The sequence below is a fragment of the Cupriavidus sp. WKF15 genome (genome assembly GCF_029278605.1).
In the GTDB taxonomy this organism is placed as follows: Bacteria; Pseudomonadota; Gammaproteobacteria; order Burkholderiales; family Burkholderiaceae; genus Cupriavidus.
The window spans coordinates 1,721,792-1,746,252 of sequence record NZ_CP119572.1 but is presented as its reverse complement, the minus strand read 5'-3'; the positions used below and the strand labels follow the sequence as shown (position 1 = coordinate 1,746,252).

25 protein-coding genes are annotated in these 24,461 nt (G+C 65.5%); 12 read left to right on the top strand and 13 right to left on the bottom strand.

What is annotated here, in order from left to right:
- Window positions 1–28: 28 nt before the first annotated feature.
- Window positions 29–1,231 (top strand): MFS transporter, encoded by a 1,203-nt coding sequence (locus CupriaWKF_RS08185; RefSeq protein ID WP_276100497.1) that lies wholly within the window; start codon window positions 29–31, stop codon window positions 1,229–1,231.
- 49 nt (window positions 1,232–1,280) lie between these two features.
- Window positions 1,281–2,393, top strand: coding sequence for an alkene reductase (locus CupriaWKF_RS08180; RefSeq protein ID WP_276100495.1), 1,113 nt, complete (start codon window positions 1,281–1,283; stop codon window positions 2,391–2,393).
- A 71-nt stretch (window positions 2,394–2,464) separates the two neighbouring features.
- Here the strand turns inward: CupriaWKF_RS08180 and CupriaWKF_RS08175 are convergent, their stop codons facing one another.
- The gene (locus CupriaWKF_RS08175) at window positions 2,465–3,418 is read right to left on the bottom strand and encodes a LysR family transcriptional regulator (RefSeq protein WP_276100493.1); all 954 of its coding nucleotides are present in this window, start codon (window positions 3,416–3,418) and stop codon (window positions 2,465–2,467) included.
- Window positions 3,419–3,609: 191 nt separating this feature from the next.
- Between CupriaWKF_RS08175 and CupriaWKF_RS08170 the strand changes: the two genes are divergently transcribed.
- Together CupriaWKF_RS08170 and CupriaWKF_RS08165 are read left to right on the top strand one after the other, a co-directional pair.
- Window positions 3,610–4,614: a tripartite tricarboxylate transporter substrate-binding protein gene (locus CupriaWKF_RS08170; RefSeq protein WP_276100492.1), complete on the top strand. Its 1,005-nt coding sequence runs from the start codon at window positions 3,610–3,612 to the stop codon at window positions 4,612–4,614.
- Window positions 4,615–4,666: 52 nt separating this feature from the next.
- The gene (locus CupriaWKF_RS08165) at window positions 4,667–5,749 is read left to right on the top strand and encodes a maleylacetate reductase (RefSeq protein ID WP_276100490.1); all 1,083 of its coding nucleotides are present in this window, start codon (window positions 4,667–4,669) and stop codon (window positions 5,747–5,749) included.
- A 55-nt stretch (window positions 5,750–5,804) separates the two neighbouring features.
- On the opposite strand, the gene CupriaWKF_RS08160 is transcribed toward CupriaWKF_RS08165, so the two are convergent.
- A complete protein-coding gene (locus CupriaWKF_RS08160; protein WP_276100718.1) occupies window positions 5,805–6,719 on the bottom strand; it encodes a LysR family transcriptional regulator in 915 nt (304 codons plus the stop codon).
- A 345-nt stretch (window positions 6,720–7,064) separates the two neighbouring features.
- Between CupriaWKF_RS08160 and CupriaWKF_RS08155 the strand changes: the two genes are divergently transcribed.
- The 5 genes from CupriaWKF_RS08155 to CupriaWKF_RS08135 all read left to right on the top strand — a co-directional run bounded on the left by CupriaWKF_RS08155 (window position 7,065) and on the right by CupriaWKF_RS08135 (window position 11,616).
- The gene (locus tag CupriaWKF_RS08155; RefSeq protein ID WP_276100489.1) at window positions 7,065–7,544 is read left to right on the top strand and encodes a VOC family protein; all 480 of its coding nucleotides are present in this window, start codon (window positions 7,065–7,067) and stop codon (window positions 7,542–7,544) included.
- Window positions 7,541–8,764 carry an FAD binding domain-containing protein gene (locus CupriaWKF_RS08150; RefSeq protein WP_276100488.1) on the top strand — a complete coding sequence of 408 codons (1,224 nt, stop codon included), beginning with the start codon at window positions 7,541–7,543 and terminating at the stop codon, window positions 8,762–8,764. Before CupriaWKF_RS08155 ends, CupriaWKF_RS08150 begins: the two co-directional genes overlap by 4 nt.
- A 37-nt stretch (window positions 8,765–8,801) precedes the next feature.
- A complete protein-coding gene (locus tag CupriaWKF_RS08145) occupies window positions 8,802–9,173 on the top strand; it encodes a DUF485 domain-containing protein (protein ID WP_276100487.1) in 372 nt (123 codons plus the stop codon).
- Window positions 9,170–10,807, top strand: a complete 1,638-nt coding sequence (gene actP / locus CupriaWKF_RS08140; protein WP_276100486.1) for a cation/acetate symporter ActP — start codon at window positions 9,170–9,172, stop codon at window positions 10,805–10,807. The genes CupriaWKF_RS08145 and actP overlap by 4 nt, the downstream gene beginning before the upstream one ends.
- Before the next feature lie 134 nt (window positions 10,808–10,941).
- A complete protein-coding gene (locus tag CupriaWKF_RS08135; protein ID WP_276100485.1) occupies window positions 10,942–11,616 on the top strand; it encodes a TetR/AcrR family transcriptional regulator in 675 nt (224 codons plus the stop codon).
- A 38-nt stretch (window positions 11,617–11,654) separates the two neighbouring features.
- On the opposite strand, the gene CupriaWKF_RS08130 is transcribed toward CupriaWKF_RS08135, so the two are convergent.
- The 6 genes from CupriaWKF_RS08130 to CupriaWKF_RS08105 form a co-directional block, all read right to left on the bottom strand.
- Entirely contained in the window at window positions 11,655–12,254 is a 600-nt protein-coding gene (locus CupriaWKF_RS08130; protein ID WP_276100484.1) for a TMEM175 family protein, read from the bottom strand.
- Between the two features lie 7 nt (window positions 12,255–12,261).
- Complete coding sequence (locus CupriaWKF_RS08125; RefSeq protein ID WP_276100483.1) at window positions 12,262–12,975, bottom strand: YoaK family protein; 714 nt, start codon at window positions 12,973–12,975, stop codon at window positions 12,262–12,264.
- A gap of 47 nt (window positions 12,976–13,022) precedes the next feature.
- Entirely contained in the window at window positions 13,023–13,649 is a 627-nt protein-coding gene (locus CupriaWKF_RS08120) for a hydrolase (RefSeq protein ID WP_276100482.1), read from the bottom strand.
- 414 nt (window positions 13,650–14,063) lie between these two features.
- Window positions 14,064–14,987, bottom strand: coding sequence for a 2-dehydropantoate 2-reductase (locus tag CupriaWKF_RS08115; RefSeq protein ID WP_276100481.1), 924 nt, complete (start codon window positions 14,985–14,987; stop codon window positions 14,064–14,066).
- An 11-nt stretch (window positions 14,988–14,998) separates the two neighbouring features.
- On the bottom strand, window positions 14,999–16,186 hold the full coding sequence (locus CupriaWKF_RS08110) for a thiolase family protein (RefSeq protein ID WP_276100480.1): 1,188 nt from the start codon (window positions 16,184–16,186) through the stop codon (window positions 14,999–15,001).
- 141 nt (window positions 16,187–16,327) lie between these two features.
- Window positions 16,328–17,461: a thiolase family protein gene (locus tag CupriaWKF_RS08105; RefSeq protein ID WP_276100479.1), complete on the bottom strand. Its 1,134-nt coding sequence runs from the start codon at window positions 17,459–17,461 to the stop codon at window positions 16,328–16,330.
- A gap of 136 nt (window positions 17,462–17,597) precedes the next feature.
- Between CupriaWKF_RS08105 and CupriaWKF_RS08100 the strand changes: the two genes are divergently transcribed.
- Window positions 17,598–18,182: a TetR/AcrR family transcriptional regulator gene (locus CupriaWKF_RS08100; RefSeq protein WP_276100478.1), complete on the top strand. Its 585-nt coding sequence runs from the start codon at window positions 17,598–17,600 to the stop codon at window positions 18,180–18,182.
- 69 nt (window positions 18,183–18,251) lie between these two features.
- Here CupriaWKF_RS08100 and CupriaWKF_RS08095 read toward each other — a convergent pair whose 3' ends face one another.
- Both CupriaWKF_RS08095 and CupriaWKF_RS08090 read right to left on the bottom strand, forming a co-directional pair.
- The gene (locus CupriaWKF_RS08095; protein WP_276100477.1) at window positions 18,252–19,040 is read right to left on the bottom strand and encodes an alpha/beta hydrolase; all 789 of its coding nucleotides are present in this window, start codon (window positions 19,038–19,040) and stop codon (window positions 18,252–18,254) included.
- A complete protein-coding gene (locus CupriaWKF_RS08090; RefSeq protein WP_276100475.1) occupies window positions 19,037–19,474 on the bottom strand; it encodes an organic hydroperoxide resistance protein in 438 nt (145 codons plus the stop codon). Before CupriaWKF_RS08090 ends, CupriaWKF_RS08095 begins: the two co-directional genes overlap by 4 nt.
- A gap of 289 nt (window positions 19,475–19,763) precedes the next feature.
- Between CupriaWKF_RS08090 and CupriaWKF_RS08085 the strand changes: the two genes are divergently transcribed.
- Window positions 19,764–20,198, top strand: coding sequence for a MarR family winged helix-turn-helix transcriptional regulator (locus CupriaWKF_RS08085; protein ID WP_276100716.1), 435 nt, complete (start codon window positions 19,764–19,766; stop codon window positions 20,196–20,198).
- A gap of 21 nt (window positions 20,199–20,219) precedes the next feature.
- Here the strand turns inward: CupriaWKF_RS08085 and CupriaWKF_RS08080 are convergent, their stop codons facing one another.
- Window positions 20,220–20,996: an enoyl-CoA hydratase gene (locus CupriaWKF_RS08080; RefSeq protein WP_276100474.1), complete on the bottom strand. Its 777-nt coding sequence runs from the start codon at window positions 20,994–20,996 to the stop codon at window positions 20,220–20,222.
- Window positions 20,997–21,139: 143 nt separating this feature from the next.
- Window positions 21,140–21,736 (bottom strand): DJ-1/PfpI family protein, encoded by a 597-nt coding sequence (locus tag CupriaWKF_RS08075; protein ID WP_276100715.1) that lies wholly within the window; start codon window positions 21,734–21,736, stop codon window positions 21,140–21,142.
- An 88-nt stretch (window positions 21,737–21,824) separates the two neighbouring features.
- Here CupriaWKF_RS08075 and CupriaWKF_RS08070 point away from each other — a divergent pair, with 88 nt between their 5' ends.
- On the top strand, window positions 21,825–23,156 hold the full coding sequence (locus CupriaWKF_RS08070) for a PLP-dependent aminotransferase family protein (protein ID WP_276100472.1): 1,332 nt from the start codon (window positions 21,825–21,827) through the stop codon (window positions 23,154–23,156).
- Window positions 23,157–23,245: 89 nt separating this feature from the next.
- Here the strand turns inward: CupriaWKF_RS08070 and CupriaWKF_RS08065 are convergent, their stop codons facing one another.
- The gene (locus tag CupriaWKF_RS08065; protein WP_276100470.1) at window positions 23,246–24,367 is read right to left on the bottom strand and encodes an AraC family transcriptional regulator; all 1,122 of its coding nucleotides are present in this window, start codon (window positions 24,365–24,367) and stop codon (window positions 23,246–23,248) included.
- Between the last annotated feature and the right edge of the window lie 94 nt (window positions 24,368–24,461).

Sequence of the window (24,461 nt, the reverse complement as noted above, 5' to 3'; positions counted from 1 at the left end):
TGGACACCGCAACCTGACACCCAAAGCCATGGAATCCACAACCTCCCCCACCCTGCATGGCGCCGGCCATGCAACCGCGCCGATGTCCGGCGCACTGGTCGCCCTGTTTGCGCTGTGCGCCGGCGTGCTGGTCGCCAATCTCTACTACGCCCAGCCGATCATCGAGCTGATCGCTCCGGCCGTCGGCCTGTCCGCCCAGAGCGCCAGCGTGATCGTGTCGCTGACCCAGATCGGCTATGCGGTCGGGCTGTTCTTCCTGGTGCCTCTGGCCGATCTGCATGAAAACCGGCGCCTGCTGACCATCAGCGGCGTGGCTGCGGCCATCAGCCTGGTCGGTGCCGCCATGTCGACGCAGCCGCATGTGTTCCTGCTGGTATCGCTGCTGCTGGGCCTGAGCTCCGTCAGTGTGCAGATCCTGATCCCGCTGGCCGCGCACCTGGCACCCGAGGCGCTGCGTGGCCGCACCGTGGGCACGATCATGGCCGGGCTGCTGTCCGGCATCCTGCTGTCGCGGCCGCTGTCGAGCGTGATGGCCGAATTCTTCGGCTGGCGCGCCGTCTTCTATATCGCCGCCGCGATGACGCTGGTTACGGTGGCGATCATCGTCACGACACTGCCGCGCCGCGAGCCGCAACATCGTGCCACCTATGGCAGCCTGCTGGCGTCGCTGTGGCACCTCTTCACGCGCTTCGCCGTGCTGCGTCAGCGCTCGCTGTACCAGGCGCTGCTGTTCGCGGCATTCAGCCTGTTCTGGACCGCCGCGCCGCTGGAGCTTGCCGGCCGGTACGGGCTGTCGCAATCGCAGATCGGCGTGTTCGCCCTGGTCGGCGCACTGGGCGCCATCGCGGCGCCGGTGGCCGGGCGCCTGGCCGACGCGGGCCACACGCGCATCGCCTCATACATTGCGATGATCGCGGCAGCCGTCAGCTTTATCCCGGGAATCGCCGGCGGCGCCGGCGGCCTGTACTGGCTCGCACTGACCGGCATCGTGCTCGACTTTGCCGTGCAGATGAACATGGTGCTCGGCCAACGTGCGATCTACGCGCTCGATGCCGCCAGCCGCGGACGCCTGAACGCGCTGTACATGACCGCCATCTTTGCCGGTGGCGCGGTGGGCTCGGCACTGGCCAGCACGCTCTACACGCACCTCGGCTGGTCCGGCATTGTTGCCACCGGCAGTGGTCTCGCCCTGGTCTCGCTGGCAGCGCTGGCACTGGCCTCGCGCCGCTGAGACCGTGCCGACTGTGCATATTGGAAATCCGTCAACAGGAGTCGCTGTCATGACATCCCATCTGTTCGCACCGATCACGATCGGGGCCCTGCAACTGAACCACCGCGTGGCCATGGCGCCGCTGACGCGCTCGCGCGCCGGCCAGCCGGGCAATGTGCCCAGCGCCATGAATGTGGAGTACTACCGGCAACGTGCGTCGGCAGCGTTGATCATTACCGAGGCCACGCAGATTTCCCAGCAGGGGCAAGGCTATGCCTGGACGCCCGGCATCCATAGCGCCGAGCAGATCGAGGGCTGGCGCGCCGTGGCGGACGCCGTGCATGCCGAAGGCGGCCGGATCTTCCTGCAGCTCTGGCATGTCGGCCGCGTCTCGCACCCGTCGTTCCAGCCCGGCGGCGCCCTGCCCGTCGCGCCGAGCGCGCTGCCCGTGCCGGGCAAGACCTTCATCGTCGACGCGGACGGCAACGGCGTGTGGAGCGAGATCCCGACACCGCAGGCACTGAGCGCGGAATCGGTCGCAGCGATCGTGCAGGACTACCGGCAGGCCGCGCGCAACGCGATCGACGCGGGCGTGGACGGCGTCGAGATCCATGCGGGCAACGGCTACCTGCTCGACCAGTTCATCAACTCGGAAAGCAACCACCGTACCGATGCCTATGGCGGCAGTATCGAAAACCGCGCGCGCTTCCTGCTGGAGGTGGTGGACGCCGTGGCCGCGGAAATCGGCGCACAACGCGTGGGCGTACGCCTCACGCCGATGGGGCGCTTCATGGGCATGGGCGACGACACGCCGGAAGCCACCTTTGGCTACATCGCGCAACGCCTCAATGACTGGCCGCTGGCGTACCTGCACCTGGTCGAGCCGGCGATGGTCGGCACCGTCAGGGACGAGGCTGCCAATCCGCGCTGGGACGGCATGATCCTCGCGATGCGGGGGGCATACCGCGGCGTTCTGATGCTGGCGGGCGGATACGATGGCCAGTCCGCGGAACAGGCAATTGCCGACGGCCGCGCCGACATCATCGCCTTCGGCCGGCCGTTCATTGCCAATCCCGACCTGCCTCACCGCCTAAAGACCCAGGCATCGCTGAACGCGCCGGATGCCGCCACGTTCTTCGGTGGCACGGCCGCCGGCTACACCGACTATCCGGCGCTGGCTTGAGCCGGACCGCGGCAAAGCCGGGTCCTGGCCGGGTCGGGCTTTGCCCCCTGCCAGCGCCCGGCGATGACATCTCAGGCGGCGTCGCGCCCGGCGGGACCACCGGCGCGCGTCATCGCAACCTGCCAGCGAGGCGGGGAGCCGATGCTCTGGAGCAGGTGCGCGGAAAATGCCTTCAGCTTGGCCGGCGCTCGCGGCGCGGCCCGCACCAGATGGATGCCGCCCTGCGCCTGCGGCAGCACGCCCTCCAGCAGCAGTTCCACCAGGCGGCCGGCGCCGATATCCTCGCCAACCGACCAGTCCGGCATCAGCGCAATACCGAGCCCCTGCAACACCGACAACCGGCGCGCATCGCAATCATCACACTCCATCGCGAACGCGGCGCTGGCGGCGTGGGCCGGCCGGAGCACTTCGCGCCAGCCGCGCATGCTGGTGCTGTGGGCGCGGTCGATCAGGCGGTGGTGCGCGAGCTCTTCGGCATGCAAGGGGCGGCCGTGCGCCTGGAGATAGGCCGGCGTTGCACAAACGATGTAGCGCTGGCTGGCGATGCGCCGGGCAATCAGGCTGCTGTCGGCCTGCTGTCCGACGCGGATGACCACGTCGAAGCGCTCCAGCACCGGATCCACGATGCGCTCGGTCAGCTCCAGTTCCACGGTCAGCCCCGGATACTGCGCATAAAGGCTGCCAAGATGCGGCACCACATGGCGTCGCGCGAAAGCGGGCAGGCAGGCAACCCGCAGCCTGCCGCTGACGCCCTGTTCCAGCGCCGTCACGGCGTCGCGCGTGTCGTTCAACTCCTGCAGGATGCGCGCCGCGCGCTCGAACAGCAGGTCCCCGGCCTCGGTGCGCACGAGCGCACGTGTGGAACGCGTGAACAGCGCCACGCCCATTTCACGCTCGAGCGCATCGATCTGGCGCGCGACCGACGACGCCACCTGTCCCTTGCGCCTGGCGACTGCCGAAAAGCTGCCGGCGCGCGCCACGTCGACGAAGGTGGCCAGGTTCTCGGCAAAACGGACAAATTCCATTTGTGCATTTCCCGCAAAGGCATTGCGCGGAAGCAAAGGCTTCCCGTTGAAGTGACCAGGGCATAGTATCGGGACGACGAGCTACGCTACAAGTTTTTTGCACAAAATGCAAAGCAGAAGCATCACGTGATTGGATTTGCGCAAGCGACGCGAACGATCGGAACGTGCCGACCATGGAGACAAGATCCACGATGACTACCACCCTGCCCTTCCTTTTCCATTCGGTGCGAGCGCGCGCGCAAGCATCCGCCGCGCTGGTGCTGACGCTTGCCTGCGCGCTGGCACCGGGCTTCGCCCGGGCTGACACGTGGCCCGCCAAGCCGGTCACGATCGTCGTCCCCTATGCCGCCGGCGGCACCGTCGACAAGGTCGCGCGGCAGGTCCAGGAGGGCCTGCGCAAGCGGCTGGCGCAGACGGTGGTGATCGACAACCGCGCGGGCGCGGGCGGCACCATCGGCACGGGGCAGATCGCGCGCAGCGCGCCGGACGGCTACACCGTCGGCATGGTGTTCGACGGCTTTGCCACCGAGCCGCATTTCTACCCGAAGCTGCCCTATGCCTCGCATCGTGACCTGACCGGCGTCTCCTACATGGTGCGCTCGCCGATGGTGCTGGTCGTACCCGCCGCCTCGCCCTACAAGACCGTGCAGGACTACGTGACGGCGGCACGCGTGCCGAACAAGGTGTCCTACGCGTCAGTGGGCAACGGCAGCTCGAACCAGCTCGTGGCCGAGGCCTTTCACGAGGCCGCGGGCACCAGTGGCATCCATACGCCCTACAAGGGGGGCGGCCCGGCCATCAACGACCTGCTCGGCGGCCACGTCGACTCGATGATCGCGAGCCTGCCGCTGGTGCTGCCCTACGTCCAGTCGGGCAAGCTGCGCGCGCTGGCCGTGACCTCGCGCCAGCGTGATGCGAGGCTGCCGGCTGTCCCCGCGGTAGCCGAGTCCTACAAGGGCTTCGAGGCCTATTCGTGGGTCGCGATGATCGCGCCGGCCAGGACCCCGCCGGAAGTGCTGGGCAAACTGACCTCCGCCATGACGTCGACGCTGCGCGATCCGGCGATCGCGAAACTGCTGACCGACGGCGGCTTCGACGTGGTGGCCGGCGATGCACAGCAGACCAACAAGCTGATCCAGGACGAATCGGCGCGCTGGGGCCGGCTGATCAAGGCACGCAACATTGCCGTCGACTGAGCGCGCGCTGCTGGCCTAAACCCTTTACCAACTTCCTGACAGGCATTTCGCGATGGTTCCTTTCGCCTACCAGACCCGTCCGCAACGCGTCGTCTTCGGCCCCGGCAGCCTGGCGCGGCTTGGCGAGGAAGCCGATGCCCTCGGCGCGCGCAGCGCGCTGGTGCTGTGCACGCCCGGCCAGCGCAAGCTTGCCGAACGCGCGGCCGCGGTGCTGGGCACGCGCAGCGCCGGGATTTTCGACGGCGCCGTGATGCACGTACCGATCGAGCAGGCGCGCCTGGCGCGCGAGCACGCCGCACGGCTTGGTGCCGACTGCGCTGTCGCCATTGGCGGCGGCTCGACCATCGGGCTGGCGAAGGCCATCGCACTGGAGTCGGAACTGCCGGTCATCGCCGTGCCGACGACCTACGCCGGGTCGGAAATGACACCGATCTATGGGCTGACCGATGCCGGCCTGAAGCGCACGGGGCGCGACCCGCGCGTGCTGCCACGAACCATCCTCTACGATCCGGACCTCTCGCTGGGCCTGCCGGTCCCGATCAGCGTGACCAGTGGCATCAATGCCATCGCCCATGCGGCCGAGGGGCTCTATGCCTCCGACCGCAACCCCGTGAGCCAGTGGATGTCACGCGAAGGCATTGCAGCATTCGGCCGGGCACTGCCGGTCATTGCCGCAGCGGAGCAGCACGCTGACGAGGCGTTGCGCGAAGCCCGCAGCGACGCGCTCTACGGCGCCTGGCTGTGCGGCGCCGTGCTCGGCAGCGTGACGGCCGGCCTGCATCACAAGCTCTGTCACACACTGGGCGGGACCTTCAACCTGCCGCATGCCGAGGTCCACACGGTGGTGCTTCCTCATGCGCTGGCGTACAACGCGCCTGCCGCGCCGGAGGCAATGGCCGCCATTGCACAGGCACTCGGTGCCGCGCATGGCAGCGGCCCGCTCGCCGTGTTCGAACTGGCGGCGAAGCTCGGTGCGCCCACATCGCTGCGCGAACTGGGACTGTCGTCGGCCGACCTCGATCAAGCCTGCGAGCTGGCGCTGCGCGACCAGTATCCGAATCCGCGCCCGCTCGAACGCGAGGGGATCCGCCAGCTGCTGGAAGACGCGTTCGCCGGAAAAGCGCCGTCGGCCTGAACGCGGCGCGGCGCGGCGCCCCGCTCCCGCGTACGCGCCTGCGCGGCAGCATGCGTCAGTCCCGGCGGCGGGTCGGCCCGGGCAGCGCGGCCAGGAACTCCAGGAATGCGCCGATTCTGCGTGAGCCGCGCTGGGTCGGCAGATACAGCGCTGAAATCGCCGAGCTTGCCTGGTCCGGATTGACGGACCAGTCGTCGAACAACGCCGTCAGCTGACCGCTAGCGATGTCGTGGTCGACCAGCCAGTCGGGCAGCAGGCCGATCCCTGCGCCGGCCAGCGCGACGTCGCGCAGGACCTCGGCGTTGTTGCTGCGGAAGTGGCCGCTGACCGGCACCTTGGTCTCGCTGTCGTCCTGCCGGAAGGTCCAGACCTGATCGCGCGCGCCATAGCTGAACCGAAGGCAGCGGTGATTGACCAGGTCGACCGGATCAGCGGGACTGCCGTGGCCTTGCAGATAGTCCGGGCTGGCAACGACATGGCGGCGAAAGCGCCCGATTTCCCGCGCGACGACGTTGTCATAGGATGCCGGGCTGCCCAGCCGCACGGAAAGATCGATGCGCTCGCCCAACAGGTCGACGATATCGTCGGTCAGCGTCACTTCGACCTCGAGCTGCGGATACTTCGCCAGCCAATCGCCCAGATAGGGCGCGATGCACCGCCGGCCGAACGCCACCGGCAACGACACGCGCAGTTGCCCTACCGGCTCCTCGCCCCGATCCGCGATCAGCGCGTCGGCCTCCTCGACCGCGTCCAGGATCCTGCGGGCCCGCTGATAGTAGGCGGCGCCTGCCTCCGTGACGGTAATGAGCCGTGTGGAGCGGTTCAGGAGCACCGCCCCGAGCGACGCCTCAAGCCCGTCCAGCGCGCGCGTAACTGACGATGTGGCCAGGTTCAGGCGGCGCCCCGCGGCGGAAAAACCCTTCGCGTCCACTGTTTCCACGAACATCTTCAGTGCAAGCAGCTTGTCCATTTTTGCCTTGGGACTGGTTGATCGATCCGTGCTTGGGGCGCCGGGTCCTGCCGATGCGTCGCGCGCCAGCATGTAGAACGCGGTCCCATCGTCGGGTTGCCGTTCGGCAATGACCTGCGACGGCACGATGGCATGTCGGGCGATGATGCCACGCCTTGGCGCGCATTGCCTCGCCCGGCCAGCAACAAGGCCTTGCCGGCGCTGTCGCCGATTCGCCACGCGCCATCGCCAGCCACCTTCCTGGATCAGGGTTAACACCAGCTTCTCCGCCCTTTGCCCGCTGGGCGATCCGCCCTATTATTTATCACACGATCACTGATCGATTGATAATTTAAGGAGGCAGCGATGGCACTCACCAAGCTGGCACATTTTTCCATCCGCACCACGGACCTCGAACGGTCCTGTGCATTCTATGAACGCATCCTCGGTTTTCGCCGTGGCTACCGTCCGCCGTTCAACTTTCCCGGCGCCTGGCTCTATATGGGCGACGACGAGCGCGACTACGGCACCGTCCACCTCATTGGCGTGGATCCGGACAACGCCGCGGGACTGTCCGCCTATCTCGGCGACAAGTCGCTGCCCGCGACGGGCACCGGCACGCTGGACCACATCGCGTTCCTGGCCACCGGCGTGCAGCAGATGTGGGCAACATTGCGCGCCGCAGGCATCCCCTGGCGCGACCGTACGGTGCCGGGCCTCGGCCTGCACCAGGTCTTCATTGAAGACCCGTCTGGCGTGACGATCGAACTGAACTACCCGGCTGCCGAAGCGGCCGGCCTGGAACTGCCAAATGCGGCGCAAGCAAGAACCGGAGGGATGGCATGAACACCGTACTGCACCAGAAACCAAAAGCGATCATCGTCGGCGGCTCGCTCGGCGGGCTGTTTGCCGCCAACATGCTCGAGCGCAGCAGGTGGGACGTTGAGATCTTCGAACGCACGCCCGAGGCCCTGAGCGGCCGTGGCGCCGGCATCGTCACCCATCCGGAACTGTTCGACGCGCTGGCCGCTGCCGGCGTGGCGGTCGACGACAGCATCGGCGTGCGCGTCAATGCCCGCATGACGCTCTCGCGCGACGGCGCTGTCGTGTCCGAGCGCGAGATGCCGCAGACGCTGACCGCATGGGGCAAGATGTACGACGTGCTGGGCAAGGCATTCCGGGGCGCCTACCGTACCGGCGCGATGGTGACGGCGGTCGATTCGCGTGCCGACCACGCGCTGGTCACGCTCCAGGACGGTTCCACGCACCGCGCCGACGTCGTCGTCGCGGCCGACGGCTTCCGCTCCGGCGTGCGCGAACAGATGTTGCCGGCGGCGGGCCTCGAGTACGCGGGATACATCGCCTGGCGCGGCCTGGTCGACGAAACGCAGCTCTCGCCGGCCACGCATGCCGCGATCTTCGGCAAGTTCGCGTTCTGCCTGCCTCCGCATGAGCAGATCCTCGGCTACCCCGTGGCCGGCGACGGCAACAGCACGGAGCCGGGACAACGCCGCTACAACTTCGTCTGGTATCGCGCCACGCGCGAGGACGATGAACTTCAGGACCTGCTGACCGACGCCACGGGCAAGCTCTGGGCCAACGGCATCCCGCCGGGACTGATCCGTCCGGACGTGCTCGCCGACATGGAACGCGCCGCCACCGAACTGCTGGCGCCGCAGTTTGCTGAAGTGGTCGCGAAAACCTCCCAGCCACTGTTCCAGCCGATCTACGACCTGACCGTGCCGCGAATGGCGTTTGGCCGGATCGCGCTGCTGGGCGACGCCGCCTTCGTGGCGCGCCCGCATTGCGGCATGGGCGTGACCAAGGCAGCGGGCGATGCCATGGCGCTGGTGCGCGCCCTTGCCGGCCATGCGTCGGCCGAAGCGGCGCTCGAAGCGTACAGCGCCGAACGCGTCCAGGTCGGACAGGCCGTCGTCGAGCATGCGCGCCATCTTGGCGCGTATATGCAGGCGCAACTCCGGAGCGAGCAGGACCGCGAGATGGCCGAGCGCTATCGCACGCCGGAAGCCGTGATGCGCGAGACCGCCGTGTCCCGCCGGTTCTGAGCGCGGCCCGGAACAACAACCATTCGGAGACAACCTCATGCCCCAAGCTGCCCCCACCTCTGCCCCCTTCGCGGCCGGCCCCGGCCTCGCCGGGTCCGAGACGCCAGTCGTCCCGCACCCGATGCTGAGCGAGCCCGCCTTCGAACGCCTGCACCGCATGCGCCGGCGCTTCTCATGGTCGCTCACGGCCGCCATGCTGCTGGTCTATTTCGGTTTCATCCTGACGCTGGCCTTCCGGCCGGACCTGCTCGCCCTGCCACTGACGCCGGGCCGGCCGATGAGCGTCGGCATCCCCATCGGCTTCGGCATGTTCGCGTTCACCTTTACGCTGGTGGCCGTCTACGTGTATCGCAGCAACACCGTCTACGACAGGATGATCGCGGACATCCGCAACGGAGAACAGCCATGAAACGCGCACTGACCACGGTTGTCCCGCTGCTGGCGGCCACCCCGGCCTGGGCCGCCACGCCGCCCGTCGGCCAGGGCCTGAACCTGATCGCTATTGCGCTGTTCGTGGTGTTCGTCGCCGCCACGCTCGCGGTGACGCGCTGGGCGGCCCGGCGCAACCACAGCGTGGCGGACCACTACGCGGCCGGCGGCAAGATCACCGCCATGCAGAATGGCTGGGCGATCGCCGGGGACTACATGTCGGCGGCGTCGCTGCTGGGGATCTCGGCACTGGTCTTCACCAGCGGCTACGACGGCCTGATCTATTCGATCGGCTTCCTGGCGAGCTGGCCGATCATCCTGTTCCTGATCGCCGAGCCGCTGCGCAACCTCGGCCGCTACACGCTCGCCGACGTGCTGTCCTACCGCCTCAGGCAGCGCCCGATCCGCGGATTCTCGGCCTCGAGCTCGATCGTGATCGTGCTGCTGTACCTGGTTTCGCAGATGGTCGGCGCCGGCAAGCTGGTCGAACTGCTGTTCGGCTTCAACTACACCTCCGCGGTGGTGCTGGTCGGCGTCCTGATGGTGGTCTACGTGTTCTTCGGCGGCATGCTGGCCACCACGTGGATCCAGATCATCAAGGCGGTCATGCTGCTGGCCGGATGCGCGTTCATGGCGTTCATGGTCCTGAGCCATTTCGGCTTCAGCCTGGACACCCTGTTCGAGCACGCCATTGCCGCGCACGGCAAGCACGACGCGATCATGCGCCCCGGCGGGCTCGTCTCCGACCCGGTCTCGGCCGTGTCGCTGGGCCTGGCGCTGATCTTCGGCACCGCGGGCCTGCCGCACATCCTGATGCGCTTCTTCACCGTGGCCGACGTCAAGGCGGCGCGCAAGAGCGTGCTCTATGCGACGGGCATCGTCGGCGCGGGCTACGCCATGATCATCGTGATCGGCTTCGGCACGATCGCGCTGGTGGCGCCGGACCCGCTCTACCACAGCGGCGCGGGCGCGGTGATCGGCGGGGTCAACATGGTGGCCGTGCACCTTGCGCATGCTGTCGGCGGCAACGTGTTCCTCGGCTTCATTTGCGCCGTGGCGTTCTCGACCATCCTTGCCGTGGTGGCAGGGCTGACGCTGGCCGGGTCCTCGGCGATCTCGCATGACCTGTATGCCACCGTGATCCGCCAGGGCCACGCGTCCGACAAGGACGAAATGCGGGTTTCGCGCCTGACCACGCTGGTGCTGGGCGTGCTCTCGATCCTGCTCGGCATCCTGTTCGAGAAGCAGACCATTGCCTTCATCGTCAGCCTGACCTTCTCGATCGCCGCAAGCTCCAACTTTCCCGTGCTGCTGCTGTCGATCTACTGGCGCGGACTGACTACGCGCGGCGCCGTGCTTGGCGGGATGACGGGGCTCGTGACCGCTGTCGTGCTGACGATCCTGAGCCCCACCGTCTGGGTGCAGGTACTGGGACATGCGTCGGCGGTGTATCCGTACGAGTACCCGGCGTTATTCTCCATGCTGGCGGCGTTCGTGGGCATCTATGTGTTCTCCGTGACCGACCGCTCGCCACGCGGCGCATGGGAACGCGCCGCCTACCAGAACCAGCGCGTCGCCTGCGAACTGGGCATCGAAAGCAAGCCTGCCAGCTAGCCGCAGCTCCGGATCGTTCCGGGCCATGCAACGGGCGTGCGCAGGTGCCTGCGCGCGCCCGTCTTCTCACTAATCGGGCGATTGGTAGAATCCGGACATCATCCGCATCGTCATCGCGAGAGAGAGAGAACGTCATGGAGACAGGCAACGCACCGGCTGCGGAAGACGCCGCCGTCAAGGGCACCCGGCGCCTGCTGCCCGAGGAGCGCGAGCAGCAGATCGTCGAAAAGGCCATCGAGCACTTCACCCGCAATGGCTTCGGCGGCAGCACCCGCGAACTGGCCCGGCAGATCGGCGTCACGCAGCCCTTGCTCTATCGCTATTTCGAGAGCAAGGACGCGCTCATCGAGCGCGTCTACAACGAGGTCTTCCAGTGGCGCGCGGACTGGGAGCGCCAGATTTCGGACCGCTCCATGCCCCTGACGGAACGGCTCTACGCGTTTTACCTCGACTATTCATCGGTGATCCTCCGTGAAGAATGGATCCGCCTGTTCATCTTTGCCGGGCTGACCCACGAAGGCATCAACAAGAAGTACCTGAGCAAACTGCGCAGCAAGGTGTTCCTGCCCGTGCTGGCCGAGGTCAGGGAAGAATTCGGTATTCCCGCACCCCGCGATGCGGCGCAGACCGAGGCCGAGATCGAGATGATCTGGAGCCTGCACGCAGCCATCTTCTATATCGGCGTGCGCAAATGGATCTACGGGCTCAAGGTGCCGGCCGACATGGAAGCCGTGATCCGCCGGCAGGTCGACATGTTCCTGCACGGCGCACCAGCGGCCCTGCGCGCCATGCGGGCGGGCGCGCCGTAAGGTAACAACGCAAGGACCGCTTCCATCAGGCCGGTGGGCTATGAATCCTTGCCTTCCTGCCCCAGGAGATACCTTTCGATGCGCGAGTCGGGAAGAAACCAGAATGCCGCCATCGCAATCAGAATCAATGTTGCTGCGATACTGCTGTAGAAACTTACCAGGATTGCCAGCGCGTACACGACAAGAGATACCCTCCCCTTCAGATCCTTGCCAATCGCACCTGCGAGCGAGGAACCCTTTCCCTGCGATGCCATGATGACACGCTGCAATATCCAATAGGATGTGGCACACATGAACAGTACAGAGGCATACAGCGCAGTTGGAACCTTCGAGAACTCTGACTTTCCGATCCAGGTGGTGGTGATGGGAATCATCGTCAGCCAGAACAGCAGGTTGAGATTTGCCCACATGATCTTTCCATTGATGCTTCGCACCATCTGGAACATGTGATGGTGATTGTTCCAGTAAATCCCGACGTAAACAAAGCTGAGCACATATCCGAAGAAGTGACGTGCCTCCGCTCGTACGCCACCCCAGTTGAATTCAGCGGGAAGCTGAATCTGATAGAGCATCAGCGTCAGGCTCACAGAAATGACCCCGTCACTGAACGATTCCAGTCGACTTCTGTTGATGGTCATGGCCCCCTCAGATGAATTGCTTGCGGAAGGAGAGACTGGCCAGATATAGAGTCACCATCATGAAAGGCAATACGCTCCAGAATCCGATGCGCATGTAAAGCACGGCGCCAAGAAACGCGCCTGCAACAAAGCCGGCGACGATGCTGCCGCTTTTCAGCACGGCCATCCCGTGCTCCCGGCTGAGCGTGCGTACGAAATTGGACAGGTCGATGCCGAGCTGCGTGGTATTCCCTGTCATCATGGTGCTGGGGCTGATGTGCTTGATCAGCGTCTTGCTCGCTGTATTGCGGATTGCCAGGGCCATCAGGCCCAGGCCGCCGGTCAGCGCCAGTTCGCCCGCACCGGGATCGAGAAGCGGATCGAAATACAGGCCCGCCAGCATGAAGCCCGACAGGAACACAGCCTCCGCCACGAACAGCCAGCCCAGTGTCTTGTGGGACTGGCTGCAGCGGTCAATCCACATCTTGGCAAGCATGACCGTGACGATAAATAGCGGAATGGCCCCGAGTTTCACCCACAGGCCCGCGCCTCCTTTCACGAACGCGGCGCCCGCCAGCACCAGGTTGCCAGTCACATGGGCGGTAAAGAAGCCGAGCAATGCGATGAAGCCGATGGTGTCGATGGCGCCACCCACGATGGTGAGCAGTACGGCCGTGCGGCATTGCGCCCACAAGCTCGTAGCCGGGTTATCGTGAAGCTGCGAATCGCTGATGGCTGCCATGTCGTTTGCATCCTCCGAACAGCATTAGGTGTCTGCGGCAATGACGCTCACGCCGGTTTGATCATGTCACGCGCATACGCGAGGCCCGTGCCATACCCGCCACCGTGCTCCACCACGATCGAGCGTGCCTTCTCATAGGTGTCATGGCGGGTCCAGTCCCTCTGGAATTCGAGCAGGAGCTGAATCCAGGAGGTCATGACCGCGCCAGCGGCGGCCATCCGCCGCAACGCGAGGTCATGGCTCGCCGGTGTCAGTCCGCCACAAGCATCGGCAACGACGTGCACCTGATAGCCCTCGGACAGCGCCGAGAGGACCGGGAAGCTTACACAAGCCTCCGTCAACATGCCAGCGATGATCAGCGTACGCTTTCCGGTCGCCGTAATCGCGTTGCGCACCGCATCGTCTTCCCAAAGGTTCATGTTGCGGCGTTCGATTGGCGTGACGTCTGTCAGCACTTCACGGAACGCCGGCATCAATGGGCCGCTGTACACCTTGGAGGCCGAAGTGGAGACCACGACCGGCAGCCCAAAGGTAACCGCTGTCTTGGCGACCGCAAGACCGTTACTGCGCAGAATCTGCGGGTCCTGGGAACCCGCAGCGAACGCAAGGCCTGCCTGTTCATCGACGAGGATCAGTGCGCAATCGGCAGGTTCGAGCAACGGTAGTTTGGACATGGAAGTTCTCCTGTTCGTTTTGGGGACTGGGACTGCGAGCTGGTCGCAAGCCGGGGGCGCCGCCCGGGCATTCAATTTCGCTGAATATTCTCTGCGACGTCTATTTGGCAATGGCTGCCATAACCGGAACGATAGCGGAGGCCGCTTTGCCTGAGGCGATCGATCCACGGACGCATCCATCAAATTATTTGAACGAATGGATCCGGTTCGCTCCGTCAGACGCCTGGTCCGAGCGCGCAACCTCCGCCGGAGCGGTCCTGCCTCATGAGCTGGTTTTGGTCGAGTATTCGCGCAAGGCGTCAGATATATCAATCAACCTTTGGTATGGTCGATCGAATCGGCGGTATCTGGATACCCGGCGACGGCGCAGCGCAAGGCGGCAGCGCAATCCATGCGACTTGTGGAGCGCCCTGCTCAGCCATGCTGGCCCTGATAGACCTGCAGGTGACAGTAAGCGATGCGGCTCAGCGGCAAGTCTCGGCCAACAGTTGCGGCGCGCGCCAGAAGATCGCCGACGATGGCATCGGCCTCGATCTGGCCCGCGTTTCGTGCGATGTCGCGCATCATCGAAGCTGCCCAGGTCGAGGCATCGTCAAGCAAGCGGTCGCGCATCTCCGCTGCCACGCGCGGTGGCAGGGGATAGCCGCAGAGCGCCGCCACGGCGTTGCACTCGTCGATGGCCTGCTCCATCAGCCTGCGGCCGTCTCGCGTCTTCATGATGTCGCCGACCGTGCCACGCATCAGGCAGGTCATCAGTGCCCCGGCGGCGATCATGACCCACTTGTTCCATAGCTCCTGCCCGATGTCGGGGGAGAGGCCCCGAATGCCAGGCGTGCGCGAAATCAGCCTGTGGAATTCCGCAGCCAGCGTCTGCCCCTGTTGCGTGCGGGCACCGACAAGAAGCTTGTCCGCGCGTCCCGCATGCGAGATCGCCCCGTCCGCGGCCAGGGTCGTCGCGATGTACGACACCCCGCCAAGAACGCGGTCCCGGCCGAAGCGGCGATCCAGTTGGTCGTAGACGGACAGGCCATTGAGCAACGGCAGGACCGCGGCGCCGCCTTCCACGACGCTGTGAGCGATGGCGTCCATCGCCGCGTCGATGTCATAGCTTTTGCAGGCCAGCAATACCAGGTCGTAGCCGGCGCCGGGATCATCGGCCACGACCGTCTTCACAGAACCGCGAAAGTCCCCCAGGTCGCTACGCACGCGCAGGCCATGATGCGCGAGAGCGTCCGCGCGAGCGGGACGGACCAGGAACGTCACGTCGGCGCCAGCCTCGATCAGCCTCGCCCCGTAGTAGCCACCCATGCCGCCCGCGCCGAGTACCAGTATCTTCATGGACGGCGGCCTCACGACAGCATTTCCAGCGCGAGGGCGATGCCCTGCCCGCCGCCGATGCACAACGTGACGATGCCCCGCCGGATGCCGTCCGCCTGCATGCTGTACAGCAGCCGCGTGGTCAGCACCGCGCCGGTCGCGCCAATGGGATGGCCGTGCGCGATTGCGCCGCCGTCGACGTTGATGATGTCGTGCGGCAGGCCAAGTTCGGCGGCAACGGCCAGCGGCACCGCCGCGAAGGCTTCGTTGATCTCGAATCGCTCGACATCGCCCAGCGACCAGCCGGCTCGCTGCAGTGCCTGGCGCACTGCCGGCACTGGTCCCAGCCCGAACAGGCCCGGCTCCACGGCCCCGACGCCGTAGGCCGCGAGCCGGGCCATGGGCGCGAGCCCGTGGCGTTCGGCGAAGGCACGGTCCGCCACCAGCACGGCAGCGGCGCCGCTGTTGATGCCGGGCGCATTCCCAGCCGTGATGGTGCCGTCGGGCCGGAACGCGGGCTTCAGGCGTGCCAGTCCTTCCAGCGTCGTTTCCGGCCGACTGGCCTCGTCGATATTGAATGCGACAGTGCCCTGCTTGCCCTTCAGTGCGATGTCAGCGATCTGCGCCGCGAAACGGCCCTGCTGCCGGGCACGGGCAAAGTATGACTGCGAGCGCTCTGCCCAACGATCTTGCGCGTCCCGGCTCAGTTCGTAGCGCGTCGCGAGATCTTCGGTGTGCCAGCCTGAATGCTGGCCAGAGAATGCGTCCTGCAAGCCGTCGTGCAGCATGCTGTCCTGCATGGTGGCATCGCCCATGCGATTGCCCCAGCGGCCGCTGGCCAGCAGATACGGTGCGCGGTCCATGTTCTCCATGCCGCCCGCGACTGCCACATCGACATAGCCAAGCCGCACCTCGTCCGCCGTCGTGGCGATCGCCTGCGCGCCCGACCCGCATACGCGATTCACGGTCATCGCCGGCAACGACACCGGCAAGCCCGCGCCGATAGCGGCCTGCCGCGCCGGATTCATCCGATTGCCTGCCTGCACCACATTGCCGAACACCACACTGCCGATCGCTGCCTCTTCAATGCCCGCGCGCCGCACCGTTTCGCGGATTACCGCCGCGCCCAGTTCGGTGGCCGGCGTACCCTTCAGCGACCCGTTGAAGGCCCCGATCGCGGTCCGTACCGGATGACACAGCACTACGTCCTTTGCACTCATCGTCCTGCTCCTGTTGCAGTGACTTGCGTCACATTCGACTCAGCTTCCGTCCTCCTGCGGCGGCGACGCGGAACGCCGCCGGCCCTTGGTCAACTGCCCTCCACGTGTGCCGGCCGACGCATCCGTCATCGCCCTCCTGCATCAGACCCGTTCAAGGATGGTCGCGATACCTTGTCCTCCGCCAATACACTGCGTAGCCAGCGCATAGCGCTGCCTCTCGCGTTGCAGCAGGGATGCGGCCTTGGCAGTAATGCGCGCGCCCGTCGCGCCCAACGGATGCCCGATGGCGATCCCGCCGCCATCCAGGTTGGTGCGGGACGGGACAAGGTCGAGGTCACGCATGCACGCAATTGCCTGGGAGGCGAACGCCTCGTTGATCTCCACCACCCCCAGCTTGCTGGCATCGAGCGACGCGCGTGCCAATGCCTTCTTCGTGGCCGGAATGGGGCCGACGCCCATGATTTCCGGATCGACTCCGGCAACCGCGAAAGACAGAATCCGGGCCGTTGCAGGCAGGTTGTGGCGCTCCGCGAACTTGTCGCTAGTGACAAGCACCGCGACCGCCCCGTCGGTCAAGGGCGAAGACGTGCCCGCGGTGACAACGCCTTCCGCGCGGAAGGCAGGCTTCAGGTTCGCCAGCGCTTCGAGGGATGTCCCGGGCCGAATGCAGCCATCCTCCGTGACGACGGACCCCTCAGACGTCTGGATCTGGACAATCTCGTCGCGCAAGCGGCCTTCTGCGCGAGCAGCTGCTGCCTTCATGTGTGAATGGACAGCAAAGGCTTCCTGTTCACGGCGGGTCACGTTCCAGCGCGCCGCTACGTTCTCCGCCGTTTCCCCCATCGAGACATAGGCCTGCGAGGCCGCTTTGAGCCGCGGATTGGGAGACGGGGTGAACCCGCCCTGGGGCACCATCGTCATGGACTCCACTCCCACGCAGAGGAACGCATCGCCCATGCCGGCTTCGATATTGGCCGCCGCCATGTGGATCGCCTGCATGGACGATCCGCAAAAGCGATTGACGGTGGTCCCGGCAACGGTATGAGGCAAACCGGCGAGCAGACCAACAATGCGCGCGAGATTGGTACCCTGAGGGCCTTCTGGATACGAGCACCCCAGAATGACGTCCTCGATGAGAGCCGGATCGAGGTCAGTTCGCGCCAGCAGACCACGTACCACTTGCGCGGCAAGTTCGTCCGGCCGGGTCGTGGCCAATGCGCCCTTCTTTGCAAAGTGGAACGGCGAACGAGCATATCCAGCGATGACGGCTTTCATTGAAGTCTCTCTCCGTGGCGAGATAGTATGATGGTCATCATAACAAAGAAACTAGCCGTGTGTGGAAGGCCTCCACAGACGTCACCGGCCGTCTTCCTGATATATTGATCGGCCTGGAGAAGGCAACGGCACATCAATGAGATACGGTTCCGAACAACGGGAGAAGACGCACAACAGCCTGGTCGAGGCGGCTTCCGCTTTGGTGCGGCGCGACGGCCCGGACAAGATCTCCGTGTCCGAGCTGATGAAAAGCGTGGGGCTGACCCATGGCGGCTTCTACTATCACTTCTCGTCTCGCGAAGACATGATCGCGCGCGCCATCGAGCGCGCGTTTGCCAGCACGCAGGAGAGGCTGGAGCGGATTTGTCACGACCATCCCCCGGCCGACGCACTCCGGGAGTATGTCGAGCGCTATCTGTCGCCTGAACATCGGGATCATCGCAGCACGGGCTGCCCGATTGCGACGCTGACAACCCATGCCGCCTTGCTCGGCGATGATTCGCGCTACGCCTTCGAGCACGGTACCGCCAGGCTGACTTCCCTGCTGGCCCGGATGCTCGAGCGGGTCGGACATGCCGATGCGGGCGTGCTCGCAATCTCTGTGATGTCTGAAATGTCCGGCGGGCTCGCGATCTCGCGTGTGATCGTCGATCGCGACCGATCTGACGAGGTGCTGCGGATTTGCAGAATGAACGTGCTGGCACGGACGCTTCCGGTCTAGCACATCGGGAAGCAGGATCGATGCGGCGGCGCCGGCCGACGCCGCAATGTCCCTGTCGAGTCCATTGCCTTACCGATTCGCCTGCGCGGCGGCGCTGATGATCGCTTCGGCCACTTGCGCCGGCCTTGACAGTTGCGGCACATGCGAAGACGGTACGCTCACCACATGGGCGGAGATGCTGCGGGCCATCGCGCGCTGCAGGCCGGGGTCGATCATGTGGTCGTTCTGCGTCAGCACATACCACGTCGGCCGGGTGCGCCAGGCGGCCTCCTTCGGTCTCTCCTCGAAGCTGCTGGCACGGATGGGCGCTTGCGTCACGGTCATCAGGCTGGTCTGCGCAGCCGGCAAGTCCTGGGCGAAGTGCTTGGCCATCCCTTCCGCACTCAGCTTCAGGAAGCCACCGCTGTCCGACACCAGGAACCTCGACCCCGGCGGTGTCGGGTAACCCTTTGTCAGGTCGACGACAGACTGTCCTTCGGACGGAGCGAACGCGGCCACGTAGACCAGTGACCTGACGCGCTCGTGCATGCCCGCTTCCGAGATGACCACGCCGCCCCACGAGTGTCCGACGAGTACAACCGGTCCCTCTTGCGCATCGAGCACGCGGCGCGTCGCCGCCACATCGTCAGCCAGCGAGGTAAGCGGATTCTGTACGGCTACGACGTTGAGCCCGCTGGACTGCAACAGCGGAATGACTTTGCCCCAACCCGAACCGTCGGCAAAGGCGCCGTGTACCAGCACGACGGTCGTTTTCGCCGTGCCGGGCGGCAGCGCCGGAGCCGAGTGGGAGCCGAAGGCAGCCAAGGCGAGAATGGCCCCGATGGCGATTCCCAGCGAACGTCTGGTCAGTGATTTCATCGGGCGCCCTTCTGCTCTGGCACAACGTTGATTTCCACGTTGATGTTGCCATGTGTGGCTTTCGAGTATGGGCAGGTCTGGTGAGCGGCGTCGACCAGCACTCTCGCCGTGCCCGCATCGATGCCGGGCATGCTGACATTCAGGCGCGCCTGCAGGAGGAACGCATCGCCCGCCGTGCCCAGATCCACTTCTGCGTCGACCGCCAGGTCAGGCGGCAGCGTCACGCCTTTCGCGCGGGCAGCGTGGCCGATCGCGCCGATGAAACATGCCGACCAGCCGGCAGCAAACAGTTGCTCCGGATTCGTGCCACTGCCCACCCCACCAGGAGGCGACAGCTTGACGTCGAGGCGTCCGTCCGTGCTGCGGGCAGCGCCTTCGCGTCCGCCCGTGGTGTGGGTCTTGCCGGTGTACAGCACTTTGTCGATCCGGGTCATGATGATCCCCTTGATTAGGTCATGCGCTAAGGATGCCGCGGCCTGCCGCGAGCGATAGCCGCGTCAAGGCGTAGGCCGCCGCGCGCCTTCAGTCCCATGGGAATGGGCCGTTGCGCAGCGGCATGTGCTAATGATTGGCGCTTTCCGTCGTATCGCAAATGACAGACATCGCGCGATTCAGGACACAAACGGCTAGTGCCTGCGTGACGATCGAATTCGGGGCCGATCGACTTGAGAGGGCATGGTATATTCGCATACGAACAAACTCCCACGTCCCAGCGGATCCTGTATGGAACATCGCCTTGTCTATCTGTTGAATGTGGGCCAGCGGCGCCTGCAGCGGTGGTCACAAGCGCGCGTGGCGGGAGGCGGCGTGACTGCAGCCCAGTCAGGGCTCCTGTTCTTCCTGGGAGGCAACGACGGCGCGCTGATGAGCGAGGCCGCCGCCGCATTGGATCTGGGGGCGCCGGGGATGAGCGGGCTTGCCGACCGGACCGAAAAGGCAGGACTGATCGAACGCCGGCCGGATGCGTCGGATCGCCGCGTGTCGCGCCTTTGGTTGACCGAAGCCGGCCGCGCCGCGCGCCAGCGCTCGAAAGTCAGCATGAAGGCATTGAACGCCAAGCTGACCAAAGGCTTCACCGAGGCCGAGATCGACATCGTCGCACGATGGCTGACGAGCCTGCAGACCAAATTCCCGGCCACCGGCGACGGCGAAGCATAGCCCGGTACAGCGGGGCACTGCCTAGTGCCCGGCGACTCGCGTGAAGTCCGGCTTGCGCTTCTCGGCAAAGGCCGAGAACGCTTCCCTTGCTTCCGCACTGGCGAGCCGCTCCTCGAAACGTGCGCTTTCGCTCGCCATTTGCGCGACCAGTTTCTCAGCGTCGCGCATCAGTCTCTTCATGGCATTCAGCGAGCCAGACGGCTTCCCGGCAATCCTGAGAGCCATCCGCCCCGCTTCTGCCCGCAACTGGTCAGTGGCACAAACTTTGTTGGCGATGCCCCATGCGACGGCATTCGTTGCATCGAGCGGCTCGCCCAGCGCAAACATCTCGAAAGCCCGGGCGTGTCCAATGCGCAAGGGCAGCAGGTAGCTCGAAGCCGCTTCGGGAACGAGGGCGAGGTTGACGAAGGGCGTGATGAGCTGCGCATCCTCTGCGAGCACGACGTAGTCGCAATGGAGCAACATGGTGGTGCCAACCCCGACCGCCTTGCCATTGACTGCGGCAACAAGCGGCTTCGACGCATTGGCAAGCGCGTGCAGGAAGCGATGCACGTGCCGTTCGCCGGGCCCCTTTCCCGCCGCGATCGCCGCAAACTCCGCCACATCATTGCCGGCCGTGAAGCTGTCTCCATCGCCCTGCAACAGCACCACGCGAATGTCTCGGTTCTGCTGCGCCGCGTCGATCGTGTCGGCCAGGACGCCGTACATCTCGTTCGTCAGTGCATTCTTCTTCTCAGGCCGGGCAAGCGTAATGGTCAGAACGCCGTTGCTCAGGTCAGTATGGATTTCCGGGGTCATGCTCGATCTCCAGGTGGGATGGTGGTGGATACCGCCGGCATCCGTTAAGTTCGCATACGAAGTATATCTATTTCGCACGCGAAGTAAACCGGTCAGGGATCTGCCCTGCCAGCCACCAACGATCATCCGCCTCCCGGTCCGCCTCATAGGTATGGCGAGATCTTCTCCAGTGCACGTGTCACAAACGCGTCCTTCTCGCCGACCGGTGCGACGTAGTGAATCGCACCGCACGCAGCATCCACGCCTTTCAGCCGTGCGATGAACCAGGCCGCCAGATACGGCGACGACAGGCAACCGCCCGCCGTCGCCACGTTCCCATGGGCTACAAATGGCTGATCCAGCACGGCGACTCCAGCCTCCTGCACCCAAGGCTTCGTGGTCAGATCCGTGCAGGCGGGCAGGTCGCCCAGCAAGCCCAGCCGGGCGAGAATCAATGTCCCCGAACATTGCGCACCGAGCAACTGGCGTGCCGGGTCCAGCTTCAGCCGCGCCATCAGCGCCGCATCGGCGACAACATCTCGCGTCTGAACCCCGCTGCCGACCAGCACCGCGTCCGCCTCGCAAGCCTCCTCGAGCGAGGCCTGCGACGCCAGCATCAGGCCGTTCATCGAACGTACGGTGCCAGTCGGACTGGCGATAGACACGCGCCAGCCCTGCTCCCTGACGCGGTTGAGGATGCTGAAGGCGATGAGTGAGTCGAGTTCGTTGAACCCGTCGAAGGTCAGGATGGCGATATGCAAGGCGAGCCTCAACTGTGTGTGCTTGTACGAGCCTATTCTGGAGCGGATAATCAATACGCTCAAATAATTGTCATGGATACAATCCAGCATGCGCCAGGCTCGCTACAAGCAACTGGTCGACCGCCTCGCGGACGACATCCGCGCCGGGCGGCTGCGCCCCGGCACGCGGCTGCCAACGCACCGCGAGCTTGCTGCGCGCGAAGGGCTCGCGCTGGTCACAGCCACACGCGTTTACGGCGAACTCCAGAAGATGGGGCTGGTAAGCGGGGAAACCGGACGCGGCACGTTCGTGAAAGAGGCGCTGCCCCGTGGCCAGGGCATCGACCTGCTGGCCTGGAGCGCCGACACGGTCGACCTGAGCTTCAACTATCCCGCCCTGCCGGACCAGGCGGAACTCCTTCGGACGGCGCTGCGCCAGCTCGCGTCAGCGGGCGACCTCGAGGCGCTGCTTCGCTACCAGCCTCATGGCGGGCGCGAGCACGAGCGTGAAGTGGTGGCGCGGCATCTGGCGACGCGCGGCGTGCCGGCATCGGCCGATACCGTCCTGTTGACGAGCGGCGCCCAGCATGGATTGACCATGGCAGCCATGGCCGCGCTCGAACCGGGCGACGTGGTAGCCGTGGATGCCCTGACCTACCCGGGATTCAAGCTCGCCGCCGAGGCCAATCGCCTGGAACTCGCACCGCTTCCAGCTGGCGCCCACGGCCCCGATCTCGATGCATTGCTGCACTTGTGCAGCCAGCGACGGGTGCGCGCCGTGTACGCCATGCCGACGCTGCACAATCCGCTCGGCTGGGTGATGAGCGCAAGCCGGCGGCGGCAGTTCGTCAGCATTGCGCGTCAGCATGGCCTGCTGATCATCGAGGACGCCGCCTATGCTTTCCTGGCCGATGACGCGCCACCGCCGCTGGCGTCGCTCGCGCCGGAGACAACGATCTATGTATCCAGCCTGTCGAAGAGCGTGGCCACCGGGCTGCGCGTCGGTTTTGTTTGCGGCCCGCGCGAACTCGTGCCCAAGCTCGAGAGAACCATCCGTGCGACCACCTGGAACACACCGGCGGTCATGACAGCCATGGCCTGCGGCTGGATCGAGGACGGCACGGTGGCAAGGCTGGAAGCCGCCAAGCGGCAGGATGCCGCGGCGCGCCAGCGCCTTGCCGCTGAAGTGCTTGGCGGACACAAGCGAATCAGCCATCCGGCTTCGTACTTCGTCTGGCTTCCCCTCGCAGAGGAGGTCCGCGCGGATGCGATCGCCATGGCGCTGATGCGGGAGCGGATCGCGGTCTCCACGGCGCATCCGTTCTCGACGTCCGGCACGGTACCGCATGCGATACGCCTGGCTCTGGGCTCCGTCAGCATGGACGCGCTCAGGCAGTCACTTCGGACGGTGGCCCGTGTGCTTGCCGATCATACATATTGACCGCGCGCCTGCAGGCCTACCCTGCTCCAAGGATCCGTGCGAGGCCGCGGAACCACCCGCCGCACTACGTTCGTTCCCTTTCGGCGATGTCAGGGCGCGGCGCCATCGCGCCGGACCTCATTGGGCGTCCGTCCAGTCCAGCGTTTGAATGCATGCCGGAATCCCACGGCATCGCTGAATCCAAGCGCCAGGCCAATGTCCTCCGTGCTGAGCGATGTCGTGGTCAGGTAATCCATGGCGAGCGCCTTTCTGATGCTCGTCAGCAGCTCGCTGTAAGACGTCTGCTCGGCCTCGAGCTTGCGTCGAAGCGTGCGGGAGGTCATGCCCAGGCTCTCCGCGATCTGCTCGATCTCCGGGAATCTTCCCGGGGTGCGGGTCAATTCCTGGAATACCCTGCGCGTGATTCCTGCCTGCCAGCGCAACGCCTCCAGCAAGCGCGCACAGTGCGCCGACATTTGCGCAGCAGTCATGGGATTGGCAAACTGGGGCGCCCGTGTCAGCCATGCCGCCGGGTAGCTCAGCGTGTTCTTTGGCTGGCCGAAGGCAAGCGGGCACTCCAGTACCTCGGCGAGCGCGGCCGCGTGGGGCGGCTCCGCCTGCGTGAACATCGCACGGGCCGGCGCGCACCAGTTACCCATCACGTCCTTGATGAGGGTCGCGTGCACCGCAAACTGCATGTCGATCAGGAAGTGGTACAAGGGTTCGTCCACGTCCGATTGCGGGAACTCGTCGAGGTCGGGAAATACCCACGAGGCCATGCCGTCCCCTTCCGCCCAGCGAATATCGAGCATCCCGTTCGCAAGCTGGTGATACCTGACCGCCACGTCAAACGCGCGTGCCATGTCCTCCGAGCACAACAGCGCATAGCCGTACATGCCATAGCTCGACACGTGGAGCCGGCTTCCGACCCGGATGCCCAGATCCGGCGCTCCCCCCAACCGCAGCGCATTGCGTGCGGCAGTCAGGAACTGATGTGGCGATGTCAGCGTAAATGGCGCAGCCAGGGCGGCGCGATCGAGATTCGTCCCCGCCAGGACTGCCTCCGCGTTCAGCCCCGCTTCGGCGGTCACTGCAACCAGCGCGGCCAGCTTGGCAGGAGAAAAGCGCCGTTCACGCGAGTCGATGGCGGCATAAGCGTCCGCCAACCGGTTGCGTTGACGCCTGGCCTCTCCCGTGTCCCCGCGATCGCCCTCGCCCTCGCCCTTCTGCATGCTGCTGCCCCATGTCCGAAACGATCCCGATTTTGCACTCTGACACTTCCTGATCGACCTAGGGTTCACCCTAGTATCTGGCAGGAGGCGACTC

What these genes read in the sequence shown, in the direction of transcription:
- CupriaWKF_RS08125 (WP_276100483.1), bottom strand. Translation starts at nt 12,975, where the DNA reads ATGGCAGCCATCAGCGATTCGCAGCTTCACGATAACCCGGCTACGAGC.
- CupriaWKF_RS08090 (WP_276100475.1), bottom strand. Translation starts at nt 19,474, where the DNA reads ATGACCCGGATCGACAAAGTGCTGTACACCGGCAAGACCCACACCACG.
- CupriaWKF_RS08180 (WP_276100495.1), top strand. Translation starts at nt 1,281, where the DNA reads ATGACATCCCATCTGTTCGCACCGATCACGATCGGGGCCCTGCAACTG.
- CupriaWKF_RS08110 (WP_276100480.1), bottom strand. Translation starts at nt 16,186, where the DNA reads ATGAGTGCAAAGGACGTAGTGCTGTGTCATCCGGTACGGACCGCGATC.
- actP (WP_276100486.1), top strand. Translation starts at nt 9,170, where the DNA reads ATGAAACGCGCACTGACCACGGTTGTCCCGCTGCTGGCGGCCACCCCG.
- CupriaWKF_RS08160 (WP_276100718.1), bottom strand. Translation starts at nt 6,719, where the DNA reads ATGGACAAGCTGCTTGCACTGAAGATGTTCGTGGAAACAGTGGACGCG.
- CupriaWKF_RS08150 (WP_276100488.1), top strand. Translation starts at nt 7,541, where the DNA reads ATGAACACCGTACTGCACCAGAAACCAAAAGCGATCATCGTCGGCGGC.
- CupriaWKF_RS08145 (WP_276100487.1), top strand. Translation starts at nt 8,802, where the DNA reads ATGCCCCAAGCTGCCCCCACCTCTGCCCCCTTCGCGGCCGGCCCCGGC.
- CupriaWKF_RS08070 (WP_276100472.1), top strand. Translation starts at nt 21,825, where the DNA reads ATGCGCCAGGCTCGCTACAAGCAACTGGTCGACCGCCTCGCGGACGAC.
- CupriaWKF_RS08185 (WP_276100497.1), top strand. Translation starts at nt 29, where the DNA reads ATGGAATCCACAACCTCCCCCACCCTGCATGGCGCCGGCCATGCAACC.
- CupriaWKF_RS08120 (WP_276100482.1), bottom strand. Translation starts at nt 13,649, where the DNA reads ATGTCCAAACTACCGTTGCTCGAACCTGCCGATTGCGCACTGATCCTC.
- CupriaWKF_RS08165 (WP_276100490.1), top strand. Translation starts at nt 4,667, where the DNA reads ATGGTTCCTTTCGCCTACCAGACCCGTCCGCAACGCGTCGTCTTCGGC.
- CupriaWKF_RS08080 (WP_276100474.1), bottom strand. Translation starts at nt 20,996, where the DNA reads ATGACCCCGGAAATCCATACTGACCTGAGCAACGGCGTTCTGACCATT.
- CupriaWKF_RS08155 (WP_276100489.1), top strand. Translation starts at nt 7,065, where the DNA reads ATGGCACTCACCAAGCTGGCACATTTTTCCATCCGCACCACGGACCTC.
- CupriaWKF_RS08085 (WP_276100716.1), top strand. Translation starts at nt 19,764, where the DNA reads ATGGAACATCGCCTTGTCTATCTGTTGAATGTGGGCCAGCGGCGCCTG.
- CupriaWKF_RS08170 (WP_276100492.1), top strand. Translation starts at nt 3,610, where the DNA reads ATGACTACCACCCTGCCCTTCCTTTTCCATTCGGTGCGAGCGCGCGCG.
- CupriaWKF_RS08105 (WP_276100479.1), bottom strand. Translation starts at nt 17,461, where the DNA reads ATGAAAGCCGTCATCGCTGGATATGCTCGTTCGCCGTTCCACTTTGCA.
- CupriaWKF_RS08100 (WP_276100478.1), top strand. Translation starts at nt 17,598, where the DNA reads ATGAGATACGGTTCCGAACAACGGGAGAAGACGCACAACAGCCTGGTC.
- CupriaWKF_RS08115 (WP_276100481.1), bottom strand. Translation starts at nt 14,987, where the DNA reads ATGAAGATACTGGTACTCGGCGCGGGCGGCATGGGTGGCTACTACGGG.
- CupriaWKF_RS08095 (WP_276100477.1), bottom strand. Translation starts at nt 19,040, where the DNA reads ATGAAATCACTGACCAGACGTTCGCTGGGAATCGCCATCGGGGCCATT.
- CupriaWKF_RS08175 (WP_276100493.1), bottom strand. Translation starts at nt 3,418, where the DNA reads ATGGAATTTGTCCGTTTTGCCGAGAACCTGGCCACCTTCGTCGACGTG.
- CupriaWKF_RS08135 (WP_276100485.1), top strand. Translation starts at nt 10,942, where the DNA reads ATGGAGACAGGCAACGCACCGGCTGCGGAAGACGCCGCCGTCAAGGGC.
- CupriaWKF_RS08130 (WP_276100484.1), bottom strand. Translation starts at nt 12,254, where the DNA reads ATGACCATCAACAGAAGTCGACTGGAATCGTTCAGTGACGGGGTCATT.
- CupriaWKF_RS08065 (WP_276100470.1), bottom strand. Translation starts at nt 24,367, where the DNA reads ATGCAGAAGGGCGAGGGCGAGGGCGATCGCGGGGACACGGGAGAGGCC.